Origin of the sequence: Rhizobium sp. BE258 (assembly GCF_031457345.1) — a bacterium.
Classification (GTDB): Bacteria; Pseudomonadota; Alphaproteobacteria; order Rhizobiales; family Rhizobiaceae; genus Rhizobium.
This window is the reverse complement of record NZ_JAVDWL010000001.1, coordinates 529,151-547,085: the sequence shown is the minus strand read 5'-3', so window position 1 is coordinate 547,085 and position 17,935 is coordinate 529,151. Positions and strand designations below refer to the sequence as shown.

At 63.1% G+C, this 17,935-nt stretch carries 17 protein-coding genes; 7 read left to right on the top strand and 10 right to left on the bottom strand.

Going from position 1 to position 17,935, the window contains the following annotated elements; all coding sequences use genetic code 11:
• Genes J2X43_RS02645 through larB form a run of 3 tightly spaced genes read left to right on the top strand, consistent with a single transcriptional unit; the run spans position 1 to position 2,734 of the window.
• Entirely contained in the window at positions 1–1,287 is a 1,287-nt protein-coding gene (locus J2X43_RS02645; protein ID WP_405049564.1) for a LarC family nickel insertion protein, read from the top strand.
• Positions 1,284–2,075, top strand: a complete 792-nt coding sequence (locus J2X43_RS02640) for an adenine nucleotide alpha hydrolase (RefSeq protein ID WP_112388737.1) — start codon at positions 1,284–1,286, stop codon at positions 2,073–2,075. Before J2X43_RS02645 ends, J2X43_RS02640 begins: the two co-directional genes overlap by 4 nt.
• Positions 2,072–2,734, top strand: a complete 663-nt coding sequence (gene larB / locus J2X43_RS02635; RefSeq protein ID WP_112388738.1) for a nickel pincer cofactor biosynthesis protein LarB — start codon at positions 2,072–2,074, stop codon at positions 2,732–2,734. The genes J2X43_RS02640 and larB overlap by 4 nt, the downstream gene beginning before the upstream one ends.
• Positions 2,735–2,768: 34 nt before the next feature.
• On the opposite strand, the gene J2X43_RS02630 is transcribed toward larB, so the two are convergent.
• Genes J2X43_RS02630 through J2X43_RS02615 form a run of 4 tightly spaced genes read right to left on the bottom strand, consistent with a single transcriptional unit; the run spans position 2,769 to position 6,572 of the window.
• On the bottom strand, positions 2,769–3,614 hold the full coding sequence (locus J2X43_RS02630) for a fumarylacetoacetate hydrolase family protein (protein ID WP_112388739.1): 846 nt from the start codon (positions 3,612–3,614) through the stop codon (positions 2,769–2,771).
• Positions 3,615–3,643: 29 nt separating this feature from the next.
• Complete coding sequence (locus tag J2X43_RS02625) at positions 3,644–4,387, bottom strand: SDR family oxidoreductase (RefSeq protein ID WP_112388740.1); 744 nt, start codon at positions 4,385–4,387, stop codon at positions 3,644–3,646.
• A 17-nt stretch (positions 4,388–4,404) separates the two neighbouring features.
• Entirely contained in the window at positions 4,405–5,124 is a 720-nt protein-coding gene (locus J2X43_RS02620) for a FadR/GntR family transcriptional regulator (protein ID WP_112388741.1), read from the bottom strand.
• A complete protein-coding gene (locus tag J2X43_RS02615) occupies positions 5,121–6,572 on the bottom strand; it encodes an FAD-binding oxidoreductase (protein WP_112388742.1) in 1,452 nt (483 codons plus the stop codon). Before J2X43_RS02615 ends, J2X43_RS02620 begins: the two co-directional genes overlap by 4 nt.
• Before the next feature lie 161 nt (positions 6,573–6,733).
• On the opposite strand from J2X43_RS02615, the gene gloA reads away from it, so the two are divergent.
• A complete protein-coding gene (gene gloA, locus J2X43_RS02610) occupies positions 6,734–7,147 on the top strand; it encodes a lactoylglutathione lyase (protein WP_003592575.1) in 414 nt (137 codons plus the stop codon).
• Between the two features lie 77 nt (positions 7,148–7,224).
• Here gloA and J2X43_RS02605 read toward each other — a convergent pair whose 3' ends face one another.
• The 4 genes from J2X43_RS02605 to J2X43_RS02590 form a co-directional block, all read right to left on the bottom strand.
• On the bottom strand, positions 7,225–8,193 hold the full coding sequence (locus J2X43_RS02605; protein WP_112389041.1) for an ABC transporter permease: 969 nt from the start codon (positions 8,191–8,193) through the stop codon (positions 7,225–7,227).
• Positions 8,194–8,203: 10 nt separating this feature from the next.
• Complete coding sequence (locus J2X43_RS02600; RefSeq protein ID WP_112388743.1) at positions 8,204–9,706, bottom strand: sugar ABC transporter ATP-binding protein; 1,503 nt, start codon at positions 9,704–9,706, stop codon at positions 8,204–8,206.
• Between the two features lie 5 nt (positions 9,707–9,711).
• On the bottom strand, positions 9,712–10,752 hold the full coding sequence (locus J2X43_RS02595; protein WP_003592569.1) for an ABC transporter permease: 1,041 nt from the start codon (positions 10,750–10,752) through the stop codon (positions 9,712–9,714).
• Between the two features lie 106 nt (positions 10,753–10,858).
• Positions 10,859–11,938: a sugar ABC transporter substrate-binding protein gene (locus J2X43_RS02590; RefSeq protein ID WP_112388744.1), complete on the bottom strand. Its 1,080-nt coding sequence runs from the start codon at positions 11,936–11,938 to the stop codon at positions 10,859–10,861.
• Positions 11,939–12,159: 221 nt separating this feature from the next.
• Here J2X43_RS02590 and J2X43_RS02585 point away from each other — a divergent pair, with 221 nt between their 5' ends.
• The 3 genes from J2X43_RS02585 to J2X43_RS02575 are packed head-to-tail and all read left to right on the top strand — an operon-like array spanning position 12,160 to position 16,166.
• Positions 12,160–13,770 (top strand): GMC family oxidoreductase, encoded by a 1,611-nt coding sequence (locus J2X43_RS02585; protein ID WP_112388745.1) that lies wholly within the window; start codon positions 12,160–12,162, stop codon positions 13,768–13,770.
• A gap of 26 nt (positions 13,771–13,796) precedes the next feature.
• A complete protein-coding gene (locus J2X43_RS02580) occupies positions 13,797–15,065 on the top strand; it encodes a glycerate kinase (protein ID WP_112389042.1) in 1,269 nt (422 codons plus the stop codon).
• Positions 15,066–15,077: 12 nt separating this feature from the next.
• Entirely contained in the window at positions 15,078–16,166 is a 1,089-nt protein-coding gene (locus J2X43_RS02575; RefSeq protein ID WP_112388746.1) for a lactonase family protein, read from the top strand.
• A gap of 9 nt (positions 16,167–16,175) precedes the next feature.
• Here J2X43_RS02575 and J2X43_RS02570 read toward each other — a convergent pair whose 3' ends face one another.
• Together J2X43_RS02570 and J2X43_RS02565 are read right to left on the bottom strand one after the other, a co-directional pair.
• Entirely contained in the window at positions 16,176–16,919 is a 744-nt protein-coding gene (locus J2X43_RS02570) for an amino acid ABC transporter ATP-binding protein (protein WP_112388747.1), read from the bottom strand.
• Positions 16,916–17,890 carry an amino acid ABC transporter permease gene (locus J2X43_RS02565; RefSeq protein ID WP_310290707.1) on the bottom strand — a complete coding sequence of 325 codons (975 nt, stop codon included), beginning with the start codon at positions 17,888–17,890 and terminating at the stop codon, positions 16,916–16,918. The genes J2X43_RS02570 and J2X43_RS02565 overlap by 4 nt, the downstream gene beginning before the upstream one ends.
• Positions 17,891–17,935: the final 45 nt, after the last annotated feature.

Below are 17,935 nucleotides of genomic sequence, written 5' to 3'. Positions count from 1 at the left end.
GTGCTGGAAATTCACCTCGACCCCGTCGGCGGCATTGCAGGCGACATGTTCGTCGCAGCCCTGCTCGATCTCAGGCCGGACCTGAATACCGGCTTGCAGGCGGCGCTGAAACGCTGCCCGCTGATCGAAGACGTCGGGTGCGAACTTGTGGCGCATCACGACGGCGTGCTGACCGGCAGCCGCTTCAAGGTGCATCATACTGAGCATGGGACGGATCACCCGCATGATCACCATCATCATGACCATCACGGCCACCATCATCATGATCACGGTCATGCGGAGCACGATCACAGCCATGCAGGGCATCACCATCACGTCGCCTGGCGGGACATCCGCGATGCCCTGAGCCGTTCGGCGCTCGGCGGAGACACCATCCGCCACGCGACCGGCATCTTCGAAAAGCTGGCGGAAGCCGAAGCCAAGGTCCACGGCACGACACCCGAAGACATTGCCTTTCACGAGGTTGGCGCCTGGGATTCGATCGCCGACATCGTCTCTGCCGCCTGGCTGATAACGCAACTCGGCGCAGCGCATTGGAGCGTTGGTCCGGTCCCGCTCGGAAGCGGCCGGGTGAAGACCTCGCATGGACTGCTCCCGGTTCCGGCGCCGGCGACCGTGCACCTGCTAAAGGATTTCGATGTCATCGATGACGGGATCGGCGGCGAGCGCGTGACGCCAACGGGTGCCGCTATCCTTGCTTATCTTTGCGGGACAAAGACCGCACCCGGCCGAAGGGTCCTGAAGGCATCAAGCCATGGCTTCGGCACCAAGCCGCTCCCCGGCATCAGCAACTGCCTGCGGCTCCTGGCCTTCGAGCGCCGCGACGAGGTATCAGGCTTCAACGGCACGGTGGCGGTGCTCGAATGCGAGATCGACGACCAGACTGGCGAAGACATCGCCCAGGCCGTCGACCGGCTGCGTAACCGGCCGGATGTGCGCGACGTCGTCCAGATGCCGGTCTTCGGCAAGAAGGGCCGGATGATGACCCATCTCCGGGTGCTTGCCGACCCATCGAAAAGCAGGGATGTCGCCGCCGCCATGCTCGACGAAACGACAACCATCGGCGTGCGCGCCACGACGGCTGAGCGGATGACGCTGAGCCGCGAGCAGGAAACGGTCGAGCACGCAGGAAAGATCTACGCCTTCAAGCTCGTCGACCGCCCCTCGGGCCGCACCGCCAAGCTCGAAGCCGACAACCTGACATCCACCCCGGGTGTCGCGGCACGCAACAGCCTGAGGAGTCTTCTGGAGGGGCTGTTGAAACAAAAGAGAGGAGACCTGTTGTGAGAAAGGCTCTGGAGGAATGTCTCGCCTCGCTCGGCGACGTCTCGATCGCGGTCAGCGGCGGTATCGATTCGCTGACGCTGGCGGTCATTGCAACCCGGCTTCTCGGACCCGCACGCGTCAACATCATGCACGCGGTCTCGGCGGCGGTCCCCGGAGAGGCCACCGAACGCGTCAGGATGCTGGCGGACAGCGAGGGCTTTGACCTCGAGATTATCGATGCCGGCGAATTATCCGATCCGGATTATCTCCGGAACCCCGTCAACCGCTGCTTCTTCTGCAAGGGCAATCTCTACGGTGCCATCGCCGCCCGGTCGAACCGTCAGCTGCTGTCGGGGACCAATCTCGACGATCTCGGCGAGTACCGGCCGGGGCTTGAGGCGGCCAAGAATTTCTCCGTCCGCCATCCCTTCGTCGAGGCCGGTATCGGCAAGCAGGCTGTGCGCCAGCTGGCGCGCGACGCGGGCCTCGGCGCGCTGTCGGAGCTGCCGGCCTCCCCCTGCCTCTCCAGCCGGATCGAAACCACGATCGCCATCGAGCCGGAAATGCTGGAGGCCGTGCACCGGATCGAGACGTTCCTGACCGAGACGCTCAGACCTCAAACCGTCCGCTGCCGCATCAGGCGCAGCGGCATCGCCATCGAGCTTGATCGCGATGCGCTGGCACTGGCAACGGCAATGAACGACGTCGGCAACGACCTGCGCGGCATGCTGCCCGGCGCCTACAGGAACGGTCCGCTGACCTTCGAGCCATACCGCAATGGCAGCGCTTTCGTCGGTGCCAGGCCATGACCGGCGATGCCGTCTTCGATTTCGCCCGGGCCGAGCGCATCGGCCTCAGCGAAGCCGTATTCTGTGCGGGCAAGACGCCGCAGCAGATTGCGGCGATCCTTCGAAGCGCCAGCGAGCGGGATGCCGGTCTGCTGCTCACGCGCCTCGACGACCAGAAGTTCGCGGCGCTCCCGAGTGAATTGAAGCCCGCCACGGACTGGTGCCCGCTGTCGCAAACCGCATTTTTCGGCCCGGTTCCGCCGGTATCCTTGACCCAAACCGTCGCGATCGTCGCAGCCGGAACCTCGGACGCACCGGCCGCCCGGGAAGCCGAGCGGACCCTTCGCCACGCAGGCGTCGAGGCATCCGTCATCATCGATGTCGGGGTTGCCGGGCTCTGGCGGCTGATGGACAGGATCGAGGAGATCCGCCGCTTTCCCGTGGTCATCGCCGTTGCCGGCATGGACGCGGCGCTCGCAAGCGTTCTCGGCGGTCTGTACGGCGGCAGCCTGATCTGCGTGCCGACCTCGGTCGGCTATGGCGCGGCCGAAGAGGGCCGCACCGCACTCAACGCCATGCTGGCCAGCTGCGCGCCGGGCATCGTCGTCACCAATATCGACAACGGCTACGGCGCCGCCTGCGCGGTGCTCCGCATGCTTGGTGTCATGAAGCTTCGCTGATCAGGGAGCCGTCGAGCGGCTCCCCGAGGCTTTCTCAGGCAGCGTCCACAGTCAGCTGCGTCTGCTCGCCGAGACCGTCGATGCCGAGCTTTATCGTCTGCCCGGCCTTCAGGAACAGCGGCGGCTTCATGCCGAGGCCGACGCCCGGCGGCGTGCCCGTCGAGATGATATCGCCCGGCTGCAGGCTCATGAACTGCGAGATGTAGTGAACGAGGAAGGAGACGCCGAAGATCATCGTCTTCGTCGAGCCGTTCTGGCGCATCGTGCCATCGACGGACAGCCACATCTTCAGGTCTTGCGGATCGGCGATCTCGTCGCGCGTTACCATCCATGGGCCGATTGGGCCAAAGCTGTCGGCCGACTTCCCCTTGGTCCACTGCCCGCCGCGCTCGGCCTGAAATTCGCGCTCCGAAACGTCGTTGATCAGGCAGTAGCCGGCAACATGTTTCATCGCGTCGGCTTCCGAAACATAGCGGGCCTCGTCGCCGATGACGATGCCGAGCTCGACTTCCCAGTCGGTCTTCTTCGACTTGCGCGGGATGATGACGTTGTCGTTCGGGCCGGTGATGGCGCTGGTGGCCTTCATGAACAGGATCGGCTCTTCGGGAATGGCCGCACCGGTCTCGGCAGCGTGGTCTGCATAGTTCAGGCCGACGCAGATGAACTTGCCGGTGCGCGAGACGCAGGGGCCATACCGGCCGGTCTCGGCAGCGAGGGGCAGGCTCTCGATGTCGATCGCGGCGATTTTTGCCAGACCCGCAGCCGTCAGGCTGTCACCTGATATGTCGCCGACATGACCGCTGAGGTCCCTGACCTTGCCGTTCCTGTCGAGAATGCCGGGCTTTTCGGCGCCGCGCTCACCGTATCTCAGAAGCTTCATATCGATTGTCCGTTTTTCAAGATGTGTCTTCAGGCGTTCGCCCAGCCGCCATCGATGACGATGGCATTGCCGGTCATGAAGGCCGATTCCTTGCTGGCGAGGTAGACGACGAGGTCGGCGACTTCCTCGGGCGTACCGAGGCGTCCCATCGGCTGGCGGGCGATGAAGCTGGCGCGGGCCTGATCGTAATCGCCGAGCGCCCGCATGCGGTCCTGCAGCGACGGGCTTTCGACGGTGCCGGGGCAGATCGCGTTGGCGCGGATGCCCTGGCCGACATAATCGAGCGCCACCGATTTCGTCAGCCCGATCACCGCAGCCTTGGTGGTGCCGTAGATGAACCGGTTCGGCGCAGCGATGACGGTCGAGGCAACAGACGCCATGTTGACGATCGAGCCGCCGCCGCGGGCGATCATGCCCGGCAGGAAGGCGCGGATCATCCGGTACATGGCGCGGATGTTCAGGTTGACGGAAAAGTCGAAGGCATCCTCGTCGCAATCGAGTATCGAGCCGTGATGCACGAAACCGGCGCAGTTGAAGAGAATGTCCGGCGCATCGATCTCCTTGGCGAAGGCGCTGATCTCCGCCGGGTTCAGCACATCGAGTTTGCGTGCGCTAACGCCCGCCTGATCGCGCAGCGTATCGAGCTTTGCGGCATCGATATCGGTGGCGCAGACGCGCGCGCCTTCACGCAGGAAGGCGAGCACCGTGGCACGTCCCATCCCCTGCCCGGCTGCCGTCACGACAGCGGTTTTTCCCTCAAGTCTTCCAGTCATGTCATGTCCTCAACAGATTATTCGGGTTGTTCTCCGGCCAGCCCGACGCGGTTTGCGGCACCATGGAGGTGCGCCCGCATGGCATCACGGGCTTCGTCGCCGTCGCCCGCTTCGATGGCATCGAGAATGCGTTGATGCTCGCCGAGGGTCACGGCCGCCAGATCTTCGGAACGCTGCTGGTTGCCGGAGGCCAGAATGCTTTCGCGCACCCGCTCGGAAACGAACATCAGGAATTGGACCATGTAGAGATTGCCCGTCGCCGCAGCGACGGTTTTATGGAATTCGAGATCGGTCTTAAGCCACATGACGCTGCCGTAGGGTGCATCACGCATCGTCACCAGCGCATCCTTCATCGCCGTCAGGTCGTCGCCGGTCCGGCGCTTGGCGGCAAGGGCCGCCGCCTCGACTTCGAGAATGCCGCGCAGTTCGAACAGCGACTGGAAGGCCGCAGCCTGCTGCAGGGCTTCGTAGTCGATCGTCAATGTCGTGGCATTCGGCTGGTCGGCGACGAAAGCGCCGCGGCCCTGCTGCGACCAGATCCGGCCCTCGGACCGCAGCCGCGCGATCGCCTCGCGCACGACGTTGCGACTGACACCGAATGTCTGCGCAAGCTGCTGCTCGGTCGGCAGCTGATCACCCGGCCTCAAACGCCCCTGGGCGATTTCGCGCGAGATCGAACTTGCGACCAGCGTCGACAGATGCGGGCCCCGATTGACCTTGTCGAGTTTCAGCGTCATTCCCTACCCCCTGCCATGCCATCTGCACTTGCCAATATCCGCCCCTCGCTCAAGAGATGCCGTGGGTCGAATGCATCCTTGATCCGGCGCGAGAGCTCCAGCGTCAAGGGGTCGGCACGTTTCAGGAAGGCGTCCTGCTTGACGCGGCCGATGCCATGTTCGGCGCTGATCGAGCCGCCATGCTTGTCGACGACATCGAAGATCACCTCTTCTGTGGCATGAAACAGGCCATCGAACTGATCATCGGGCATGCCGACAGGCGGAACGATATTCAGATGGATATTGCCGTCGCCGACATGGCCATAGGTGACGGCGATCGCCTCGGGATGCTTCTGCGACAGCGCTTCGAGCGTGTCGCCGACGAAGGCCGCCAGGCTCGAGATCGAAACCGAGACATCGGTCCTCAGATATCGTCCGCCGCGGCCCTGCGCCTCGACCATCATCTCGCGCAGCAGCCAGAGCCGGTCGCCCTGCGCCTTGCTGCTGGCAATGACGCCGTCGAGAACCAGATCGGAGGCGTCGCCGAGAAATCCTTCGAGCAAGGCGCGAAGATCAACGCGTCCGGCTGCCGAAGCCTCGATCAGCACATAAACGGGATAGGCCTCGCTTAGGGGATCGGGAAGATCGTCGCGGGCGTTGATGGCAATCTCGATGCCGCCGCGCAAGATGAGCTCGAATGCCGTCAGCAGGTCGCTGCACTGGCGGCGCGCCCGCGCATAAAGCTGCATGGCATCATCCACCGAGGCCAGCCCGACCAGCGCCGTTTCCACCTGTTCCGGCTTCGGAAACACCTTGAGCGCCACGGCGGTGACGATGCCGAGCGTGCCTTCGCTGCCGATGAAAAGCTGTTTCAGGTCATAGCCACGGTTGTCTTTGCGCAGCGTGCGCAGACCGTTCCAGATCCGGCCGTCGGCAAGCACGACCTCGAGGCCGAGCACCAGGTCGCGGGTCATGCCATAGCGCAGTACGTTGAAACCACCGGCATTGGTCGAAACGTTGCCGCCGATCCGGCAGGTGCCCTGCGCCCCAAAGGTGATCGGCAAAATACAGTCGGCCGCTTCGGCGTGGCGCTTGGCATCTTCGAGAATGCAGCCGGCCTCGACGACCATGGCGAAATCGATCGGATTGACGGAGCGTACCTTGTTCATCCGCTCCAGCGAAACGACCACCTCGCCGCCCGGATAGCTCGGCACTGCCGCGCCAACCAGCCCGGTCAGCCCGCCCTGCGGAACGACATGGATCTTCTCTTCATGGCAAAACGCCATCAGGCGGCTGAGCTCAGCGGCCGAGCGCGGCCGCGCCACGGCCAGCGGCCGGCCGTAATGCTCTCCGGACCAATCGCGGCTGTAGCGCTCCAGCGCCTCGCCTTCCGTCAGGAGCAGGTCTGCCGGCATAGCGGCAGAGAGGGCGGCAAGCGCTCTTTCCTGGAGGGGCGGAAGGGCATTCATTCGGTTGCTCCGGTTAAGCGGGAAAACATCTGGACAACTGGGTCACTTACATGGTTATCATACAACACTGGTTTCGAACATCAAGTGCGGCGATCTTTTCCAATGCTCGCCTTTCGCTAAAAACCAGTGTAAAAACGATAACTTGCAGGAGGATCCGTACTATGACCGCAGCGTCCGGCCAATTTCGAAATATGCACGTCATGATCCGTGTGTTCGACCTCGATAGGTCGATCAAATTCTACACGGAACTGCTCGGCATGAAGCTTCTTCGCAAGGATGACTATCCGGGCGGAAAGTTCACCAATGCCTTCGTCGGCTATGGTCCCGAGGAGACCGATACCGTCATCGAGCTGACCTACAACTGGGGCCGCGAAGAACCCTACGAACTCGGCACCGGCTTTGGCCATCTGGCACTCGGCGTCAACGACATCTATGCCGTCTGCGCCGCGCTTGAGAAGCAGGGCGCCAAGATCCCGCGCCCGCCGGGTCCGATGCTGCACGGCACCACGCATATCGCCTTCATCGAAGATCCTGATGGCTACAAGATCGAGCTGATCGGCCTCGACACGATGTAAGACCCGCTTCGTCTTCCGGAGGCCGCGCTGCAGAGCGCGGCCTTTTTTGTTTGCTGACGCCGTCTGCGTGCGGCCCATCATTTGATGATCGCAATCTTGCTGCGGTCGATGGTAATGGCGACGGCGAGGATCAGCACCGAGCCGAAGACGACGTTTTCGGCAAAGATGTTGATGCCGATGAAAGTCATGCCGATGCGCACGATCGAGATGATCAGCGCGCCGACAGCCGTGCGGGCGACCCCGCCGAGACCGCCGGTGATCGCCGTGCCGCCGACGATGACGGCAGCGATTGCCGGCAGCAGCAGCTGGTTGGCCAGGTTGGGCGAGCCGCTCGACAGACGCGCAGCCAGGATCACGCCGGCAATCGCCGCCAGCATGCCCGAGATTGCAAAGGCGACGATCTTGGTCCGCTCGACATTGATACCAGCAGCGATCGCCGCAGGTTCACCGGCACCGATCGCCAGGCTGTGGCGGCCGAAGCGCGTATATCTGAGGCCGAAAAATGCCAGGATGCCGATGATCGCGGCAATCCAGATGACCGTCGGCAGGCCCGCAAAGTTGTCGTTGATCCAGGCTGTGTTCAGACGGCCGGCTTCCTCGATGGTAATTGCCCGCCCGGCCGCGGCCCACAACGCGATACCGGCGACGACGCCGCCTGTCGCCAGCGTCGCCACGAAGGACGGCACCTTGAGGCGGACATGGACGTAGCCACTCAACGCGCCGAAGACCAGGCCGGACAGGATCGCCACCGGAAAGGCGAGCATGCCGATCTGCGGCAGAAGCTGCGCCAGGATAACGCTCGACAGCGACGCCACCGACTGGATCGACAGGTCGATGCCGCCGATCAGGATGACGAAGGTCACACCGGCAGCGAGAATGAAGAGCACCGCCGTGTTCGACAGCAGAAGGATCAGCGTATCGCCGGTCAGGAATCCGGGAGCCGCGACCTCGATGACAAGGACCAGCACGACGAGGAGTGCGGGCGGAATGGCGCCCTGCATCCAGCCTGCGGCGAGAAGGGATTTCATATCCTTGAAACGTTCCATCATCGCCTCCTCACACCATCGCCCGGACAAGATCGACCTGATCCGGCTTGTTTCCGGGCGCCGCATCGAAATGCGCCGTGACGGCGCCATCGCGCATCACCAGCACCCGATGCGACAGGCCAATTGTTTCCTCCAGCGTGTCGGAGATCAAAAGGATCGCGACACCCTGCGAGGACAGATCGCGCACCAGTTCATAGACTTCCTCCTTGGCGCCGACATCGAGACCGCGCGTCGGGTGATCGAGGATCAGGATCCGTGAGCCCGCCGTCATCCAGCGCGCCAGAACCACCTTCTGCTGGTTGCCGCCGGAGAGTTTCCGGCAGGCGATATCGGGTCCCGGCGCCTTGATGCGCAGCCGCTTGATCCAGTCGGCTGCCAGCCGCCGCTCGCGGCGATAATCGATTGCGCCGTTGCGCATTACCGAGGAGAGATCGGCAAGGGTGATGTTTTCGGCGATCGACAGGAACATCACCAGCCCCTCGACGCGGCGCTCGCGCGGGATATAGCCGATGCTCTTGCGGACGGCCTGCTGCGGCGTACGGAAATGCACCGGCTCGCCGTTGATCTTCAAGGTGCCGCCGGTATGGGTCATGAAGCCGCCGATGGTGCGGGTCACTTCCTCGCGGCCGGAACCGACGACGCCGGCAATACCGACGATCTCGCCGGCATGGATCTGCAGATCGACATCGTGAAAGGCGCCATCGATTGCCAGCCGGCTGGCATCGACGACGATTTCGCTCTTCGGCGGCAGCTGCTTGTCTTCCTTGTAATAGGTAGACTGCAGCCCGCGGCCGACCATAATCTCGTGCAGTTCGGGTCCGGTGACATCGGCAGCCCGATGCTCGGCCACCACCTGCCCGTCCTTCATCGTGTAGACGCGGTCGGAGATGCGCAGCACCTCGTCCAGGCGGTGCGAGACGAAAACGAAGCTTGCCCGCGATTTCAGCGAGCGCACGCGCTTGAACAGCACGTCGATATCGCTGCCGCTCAGAACCGAGGTCGGCTCGTCGAGCAGGATGACCAGCGGGCGCGAGACGGTTTCTTCCAGCGTCAGGGCCTTGGCGAGTTCGACCATCTGGCGCGCGGCAAAAGTCAGTTCCGAGGTGCGCGCGGTCACGTCGATGTCGACGCCGATCTTGTCGAGCTGGCGCTTTGCCGCTGCCCGCATCGCTTTCCAGTCGACGATGCCGAAGCGGACGAACTGGCTTTCCTGGCCGAGATAGATGTTCTCGGCAACGGAGATGTTGAGCAGCAGCGACTGCTCCTGGAACACCATGCCGATGCCGTTGGCGGCGCCATCGCGCGCATTACGCAGCTTCAGCGGCTGGCCGTCGAGCATCAGCGTGCCGCTGTCAGGCTGATGTGTGCCTGCAAGGATGCGCATCAATGTCGATTTGCCGGCACCGTTTTCGCCGATGAGGCCGACGACCTCGTTCGGCCGGATTTCGAGCGAGACGTTCTTCAATGCGTGAACGCCGGCGAAGGATTTGCTGATATCGTTGGCTGAAAACATGGCGGTCACTTCACGATCTGGAGACGCAGGCGGTCGAGCGACAGCGCGACGGCAGCGATGATCATCAGGCCCTGAACGGTCTGCTGCACATAGGGCGAGACGCCGAGCAGGATCATGCCGTTGCTGAGAACGGTGACGATCAGGACGCCGACCAGCGTATTGATGACGCCGCCTTCACCGCCGGTCAGCGCCGTACCGCCGACCACCACGGCAGTCACCGCCGCAAACAATCGGCCATCGGCGATGACGGCATCGGAGCGGCCGAGCTGGGCCGCGGCAAGAACACCGGCAATGCCGAAGAAGAAGCCCGCCAGCCCGAACGCCATGATGCGGACGCGGCGGAGATTGATGCCCGAGAGTTCGGCGACATCCTCGCCCCCGCCGATCGCCATGATATGGCGGCCGAGACGGGTATAATATTGAACGGTGCAGGCAATCAGGAATGCGGCGAGCGCCACCCAGACGGCGAAAGGCAATCCGAGAAAGCGGGCAAGCGCCAGATCGCGGATCGACGGATCCATCAGGCGCACGGCGGAACCACCGAGCATATAGACGGAGATGCCGAGCCCGATGAACCAGACACCGAGCGTCGCCATGAAGGACGGGATTCGGAGATAGGTCTGGATGATGCCGGTCGTCAGGCCCATGACGGTGCTGGCGGCGATCGCGGCGATGACGGCAAGCCAGCCGTAGGCATTGGCATTGGCATCATTGGTGGCGAGCAGCACGGTCACCATGGCCGCGACCGAAAGCGAGCCCTCGACCGAGAGGTCTATACTGCCGAGCAGGATGATGAAGGTCAGGCCCATGGCGAGCGTCAGCGGAACCGCGGCGGAATTGGCAACGCGCACCAGGTTGCGAGGCTCGATAAAATTGGGATTGGCGATGGTGATGAGAATGCAGAGCGCGATCAGCACCAGCGCCGGAGCGTAGGCGCGCAAGCGCTTGAGGTTCGGCCCGCTGAACAGGCGGCTTCCAACAGTCGGCATGGCACCTGCCTGTTCGCTTTTTGTCATAGTCTTGATGTTTTCGGCATTGATGGTCAACAGACGGCACCTCATGCGTCATGCGGAGGAGCTGGCAGGCGCCGTAGCGCCCGCCAGCGACGAGGCAGCCTCGGGAGGAGCCGATGCTGCGGGAGAGACGGTGCCGCTAGGTGCGGATGGCGCCTGTCACACGACCCCAAAGGTCGTTCCAGTCCAGCGTCGGATGCGAGTCGATGTTGGTCTTGTAATATTCCTCGACATTGTCCTTCGCGATCAGCACGGCCTTGCCGTAGAATTCGCGATGGTCGGCCGGTTCCTTGGCCGGGTCGAACTTCTTCTGGAGTGCAGCCAGACCAATGGCGAGGCCCATGCCGCCCTGCCAGAACGGATCCGAGGTGACCGTGCAGGCAAATTCGCCCTTGCGCACCGCGTCAACCGCAGCCTTGATGCCGTCAACGCCGACGACGGGAACCTTGCCAGCGAGGTTTTCGGCGCGGAGCGCTTCGAGTGCACCGGTGCCCATGTCGTCATTGGCAGCCCAGATGCCCTTCACGTCATCGCCGAAGCGCGTGAGCAGGTTGCTGGTCAGGTCGTAGGCTTCCGACGACTTCCAGTTGGCGACCTGGAAATCCAGGAGCTTGATGTTGGTGTTGGCAGCCAGCGCGTCTTCCAGACCCTTCTTGCGCTCGATCGCCGCCGTGTTGGAAATCTGTCCGCCAAGCGCGATGATGCCGCCGGAGCCGCCGATCGTCTTGAAGAGGATTTCGGCAATCTGCTTGCCGCTGGAGATGCCGTCGAATTCGATGTGCGAGACGTAGTTCGGATTGAAATCCTTCGGATGAAGGTCCGCCGGCTTGTTCCACTGCGTCACGACATAAGCGCCCGCCTTGGCGCAGGCCTCGACGATCGGTCGTGCATCCGGCGTATCGTTCGGGTCGGAGTTCAGCACCATGTTGCCGCCGGTCTTGGCGAGCATCGCCTTGATGTCAGCAATACCCTTTTCGCTGTTGCCCTCGGAAACCAGCGTGACGTGGTCAAGGCCGATGGCGGAGGCGAAGGCCTCGGCACCCGTCTTCCAGACGGCATGATAGGGGTTGGAGAGAGAGCGGATGGACGTGACAAGCGTCGGCTTGTCAGCGGCGAAGAGCTGCCGTGGCAAGGCGGCGACCGTCGCACCCGCTGCGACCGTCGCCAGAAACGATCTGCGGTTCATGCTGCCGAAACGCGAATTCATCTTATCGTTCATTCGAAAACCTCCCGTTGAATGACGAAGATAGCGATGCCGTCCTTGTTTCCCCGGCATCTCCATCTGAAGCGACGTCGTCATAACATTTGTACGACAACCCTTCAAGACGATAACCGTACCCTTTCTCTTGACGAGGGGCAAGAGACTTGAGATTGTGATCGCGAATTGATGCCGGGACAACGAGGAGCGACCGGTTTCATCTGGATTTTACGGAGGAAAGAATGCCCGATTACATCATCGTCGGGGGCGGCTCGGCGGGATGCGTGCTTGCTGCGCGCCTGAGCGAGGATCCGGACGTATCCGTGACCCTGCTGGAGGCTGGCCCGCGCGACAGCAATATGTATATCCATCTACCCGTCGGCTTCTTCAAGATGACCGCGGGGCCGCTGATCTGGGGCTATGAGACGGTCGCCGGGCGCGAGATTGCCGGACGCAAGATGGTCTATCCGCAGGCGCGCGTGCTCGGCGGCGGCAGCTCGATCAATGCCCAGGTCTTCACCCGAGGCTGCCCCGAAGATTACGACGGATGGCGCGACCTCGAAGGATGCACCGGCTGGGGCTATGACGATGTCAGGCCCTATTTCCGCAAGTCCGAAGGCAACGACACGTTCGGCGGCGCCCATCACGGCACCGAAGGACCGCTCGGCGTCAGCTCGCAGACGCCGCATGCCCTCACGCGGGTTTTCGTCCGCGCCGCCCAGGAAGCGGGTCTCCCCTTCAATCCCGACTTCAATGGTGGATCGCAGGCCGGAGCCGGCTTCTACCAGACGACGACCCGCAATGGGCGCCGCAGCAGCACGGCCGTCGGCTACCTGAAACCCGCAGCGCACCGCAAGAACCTGACGGTCCGCACCGATACGGCCGTCAACCGCATCGTCATCGAAAATGGCTGCGCCGTCGGCATCGAGATCATCGAAAACGGCCGCCCGGTGCTGCTGCGTGCCGAGCGCGAGGTCATTTTGACATCGGGCGCCATCGGCTCCCCGAAGATGCTGATGCTCTCCGGCCTCGGCCCTGCAGACGAATTGCGGGCGCTCGATATCGACGTTGTCAGGGATCTGCCGCAGGTGGGCAAGAACCTGCAGGACCATATGGATGTCGATGTTCTCGCCGAACTCACCGGATCACACGGCATCGACCGCTACAAGAAGCGGCATTGGCAGGTGGCGGCGGGCATCGAATACGCGCTGTTCGGCAAGGGTCCGGTCGCATCCAACATCGTCGAAGGCGGCGGCTTCTGGTGGGGCGACCGCGCCGAGGCGACGCCGGATCTGCAATTCCACTTCTTGCCCGGCGCCGGTGTCGAGGAAGGCATCGGCGGCGTACCCGGCGGCAATGGCTGCACGCTGAATTCCTATCACGTCCGCCCGCGCTCGCGTGGGACGGTGACGCTGCGCTCCAAGGACCCGGCCGTTCCGCCTGAGATCGACCCCAACGCCTTTGCAGAGCCTTACGATCTCGAGCGTGCTGTCGACGGCATCAAGATCTGCCAGGAAATCCTCTCGCAACCGGCCTTCCGGCCCTTCGTCAAACGGCTGCATCTGCCCGACGGTAACATCCGCACGCAGGAGGAATACCGCCAGTTCGCCCGCCAATACGGCCGTTCTGCCTATCATCCTGTTGGCACCTGCCGCATGGGTGGCGGCGAAGACGCCGTCGTCGATCCGGACCTCAAGGTGCGCGGCATCGATCGCCTCAGGGTCTGCGACAGCTCGGTGATGCCGCGGCTGATTTCCTCGAACACCAATGCGGCAACGGTGATGATCGCCGAAAAGGCGGCCGATATTCTCAAGGGCGTCTTGCAACGGCAGCCACAGCACGATTACGCATGACGATCCTTTCCAGCGCAGATCATTCCATGACCTATTCCATCCCGTCTCCCCGCGAATTCCTGGCCTCGCTCTTCCACGCCGCCGTCAAGGCCGCCGATCCCCTGACGGGGATTGCGGCGCACCTGCCGGAAAAGCCGAAGGGCAAGACCGTCGTCATCGGCGCCGGCAAAGGGGCGGCGCAGATGGCGCGGGCACTTGAAAGCCTCTGGGACGGGCCGCTGGAAGGCGTCGTCGTCACCCGCTACGGCTATGGCTGCGAGACCGAACATGTCGAGATCATCGAAGCCTCGCATCCGGTGCCGGATGCTGCTGGTCTCGCCGCATCGAAGCGGCTGATCGAGACGGTGAAGGATCTATCCGCCGATGATCTCGTCATCGCTCTTGTCTGCGGCGGCGGCTCGGCGCTGCTGCCCTCTCCGCCGAAAGGGCTGACGCTCGAGGACGAGATTGCGCTCAACGAGATGCTGCTTGCCTCGGGCGCGCCGATCTCGGCGATGAATGTCGTGCGCAAGCATCTGTCGACCATCAAGGGCGGACGGCTGGCGGCAGCGACCAGGGCCCGCGTCGTCAGCCTCATCGTCTCCGACATTCCCGGCGACAATCCTGCCCATGTCGCATCCGGCCCGACGGTGCCCGATCACTCGACCCGGCATGAGGCGCTTGAGATCATTGCCCAGTACGGCCTCAAATTGCCGCAGGCGGCAATCGATCACCTCAATTCGGCGGCAGCCGACGCGCCGCTCCCGGATGATCCGGCCTTTGTCCGCAACAGCCACCATATCATCGCCTCGGCCGGTGTTTCGCTGGAGGCCGCTGCCGCACTGGCGCGTGCAGGAGGCATCGAGGCGGCGATCCTCTCGGATGCGATCGAGGGCGAATCCCGCGACGTGGCGCAGGTGCACGCGGCTATCGCCAGGGAAGTGCTCGGCCGCAACCGGCCGTTCGCCAAACCCGTCGTCGTCCTTTCCGGCGGCGAGACGACGGTGACGCTGCGTGCGAAAGGCGGCAAGGGCGGGCGCAACGGCGAGTTCGCGCTGGCAGCAGCCCTTGCCCTTGACGGGCACGACATCCATCTCATCGCCGCCGACACGGACGGCATCGACGGCTCGGAAAACAATGCCGGAGCCTTTGCAGACGGTGCGACGGTGAAACGGCTGCGCGCAGCCGGTCTCGACCCGCGCCGCGTTCTCGATGCCAATGACAGCTATACCGGCTTCAAGGCGACCGGCGACCTTTTCGAAACAGGCCCGACCGGCACCAATGTCAACGATTTCAGGGCGATCCTGATCCTCTAGCCGGAACCGATCATGCAACACCTGCTCTTCATCGGCACGCTCAACCAGCCGACCTCCTATTTCGAAGGTGCCAATGGCGATGGACTTTCGGTTCATCTCTTCGACGACGAGACGCTGAGTGCCGAGCGGCTGGCTACAGCGCCGCAGATCGTCAATCCGACCTTCCTCACGCCATCAGCAGACGGCAGCCTCGTCTATGCGAATTCGGAGATCGAAGGCTGGTACGAGGGCCTCGTCACCGCCCTTTCGTTCGACAGGCAGGCCGGGCGCCTCCGCCATCTGAACATGCAGCCGTCGCTGGGCGCTACCACGGCGCATAACGCCATCTCGCATGACGGCAGGCACCTCTTCGCCGTCAACTATGCGATGGGAGACGGTGGCCCGGATCAGGCGCTTGTCGCCTTCGAGCGCCGGACCGACGGCTCGCTGGCGCCGGGCAAGATCAGCGTGGCGCAATCCGGAACCGGCCCGAACCCCGCCCGCCAGGAACGCAGCCATCCGCACAGCGTCACCGAGATCGCCCCGAACCTGATCTTGGTTGCCGATCTCGGCACGGATCGGCTGACGATCTACGCTCTCGAAGGGGACCGGTTCGAGAAGGTGAGCGAGACCGCGGCAAGGCCTGGTGCAGGACCGCGCCACGTTGCGCTCCACCCCTCCGGCCGCTTCGTCTTCGTCATCAACGAGCTTGATTCCACGGTGGCGAGCTATCGCTTCGATGCTGCCCGCCGGACGCTGCATGAGATCGAGATTCACTCGACGCTGCGGCCGCAGACCACGGGCACCAACTATGCGTCGGACCTGCAGATCTCGCCGGACGGCCGGTTTCTCTACGGCGCCAATCGCGGGCATGACAGTATCGCGGTCTTCGATATCGACCCGGAAACCGGCAGGCTTTCGCCGAAGGGTCAGGTGCCCTGCGGTGGCCGCACGCCGCGCAATTTGGCAATCGCCCCGCAGGGCGGTCACCTTCTTTGCGCCAATCAGGATAGCGACGTCGTGACCATTTTCACCCGTGACCGGGAGACCGGAGCGCTCCGCGACAGCGGCAAGACGATCCACATCGGCACGCCGATGTGCCTGCGCTTCGCCCGGGCTTGACGCCCGCCCTCAGTGCTTGAGGATCTGGCTAAGGAACAGCTTCGTCCGCTCATGCTGCGGATTGGTGAAGAAGTCGTGAGGCTTGCCCTCCTCGACGATCTGGCCCGAATTCATGAAGATCACCCGGTCGGCAACGGCCCGGGCAAAGCCCATTTCGTGGGTGACGCAGACCATCGTCATGCCATCCTTCGCCAGACCGGTCATGGTTTCCAGAACCTCCGAGACCATCTCTGGATCGAGCGCCGAGGTCGGCTCGTCGAAGAGCATCACGGCCGGCTCCATGCAGAGCGAGCGAGCAATCGCGACGCGCTGCTGCTGGCCGCCGGAGAGCTGGATCGGGTATTTGTTGGCCTGTTCCGGAATGCGTACGCGCTCGAGAAAACGCAGCGCCGTCTTCTTCGCTTCCGCCGCCGGCACGCCCTTGATCCACATCGGCCCCACCATGCAGTTCATCAGCACCGTCATATGCGGGAAGAGATTGAAGTGCTGGAACACCATGCCGACATTCTTGCGGACGTCGCCGACATTGCGCATCCTGTTGTGCAGGGTGATGCCGTTGACGGTGATATCGCCTTCCTGATGCGCTTCCAGCCGGTTGAAGCAGCGGATCAGCGTCGATTTGCCGGATCCTGAAGGACCGCAGACGACGATGCGCTCGCCCTTGGTGACCGTCAGGTTGATATCCTTCAGCACCTGGAAGGCGCCGTACCACTTGGACACATTCTTCGCTTCGATGATCTTGTCGCCGTTCATCGGACTTTGCTCCTGGCGTAGTGACGCTCGATGCGGGATTGGATGAGCTCCAGGCAGATCGACATGATCCAGTAGAGCATGGCGGCGGAGATCAGCATTTCCATGTGCTGGAAGGTCTTCTGTCCCAGCGTGCGGGCAAGGAACATCAGTTCCCAGACACCGATCACCGAGACCAGCGAGCTATCCTTCAGCATCGAGATGAACTGGTTTCCGGTCGGCGGAATGATCACAGGTAGGGCCTGCGGCAGGATGATCTTGCTCATCGTGACGCCGAAACCGAAGCCGATCGAGCGCGAGGCTTCCCATTGGCCGCGATCGATGCTCTGGATGCCCGACCGGAAAATCTCCGTCATATAGGCGCCGTAGCAAAGCGACAGCGCCAGGATACCGGCCGGCACCGCGTCGATGACGAAGCCGAGCTGCGGCAGGCCGAGATAAATCAGATAGACCTGCATCAAGAGCGGCAGGCCGCGGAAGAACGAGGTGTAGAAACTGGCGATCGCATAGGCAAAGCCGTTGGTCGACAGCTTGGCGACGGCACCCAGAATGGCGATCGCAGAGGCGATGACGATCGATATCGCAGAGACGTAGATCGTCGTCACCAGACCCTGCGTGATCATGAAGGGCAATTTCTCGGCAATGAACGGCAGGCTGAGATGAAAGGTGGCGAAGAAGGCCAGGAACAGAGCGAGCAGTTCCAGCCAGACGATGGCGATCTGCACCCTCAGCGGCGCAAAACCGATGAGCACGACATTGAGCACGAAGATGACGGCGATAACGAAGGCGATCGCAAAACGTCCGTAGATGCCGCTGGATGCGGGATCGCCGATCACAGGGCGCATCAATTCGCCCATCGCGGTGCCGCTCATATTGAACATCAGGAAGAAGGCGAGCACGACGGCAAACAGTGTCGCCACGAACCACGGCTTATGGACGAGTACTTCAGACTCGACTGTATCGGGATAAAGCATCTCTTGTCCCTTGCGGCAAATCGACGGTCCGGGGGTCCGGACCGT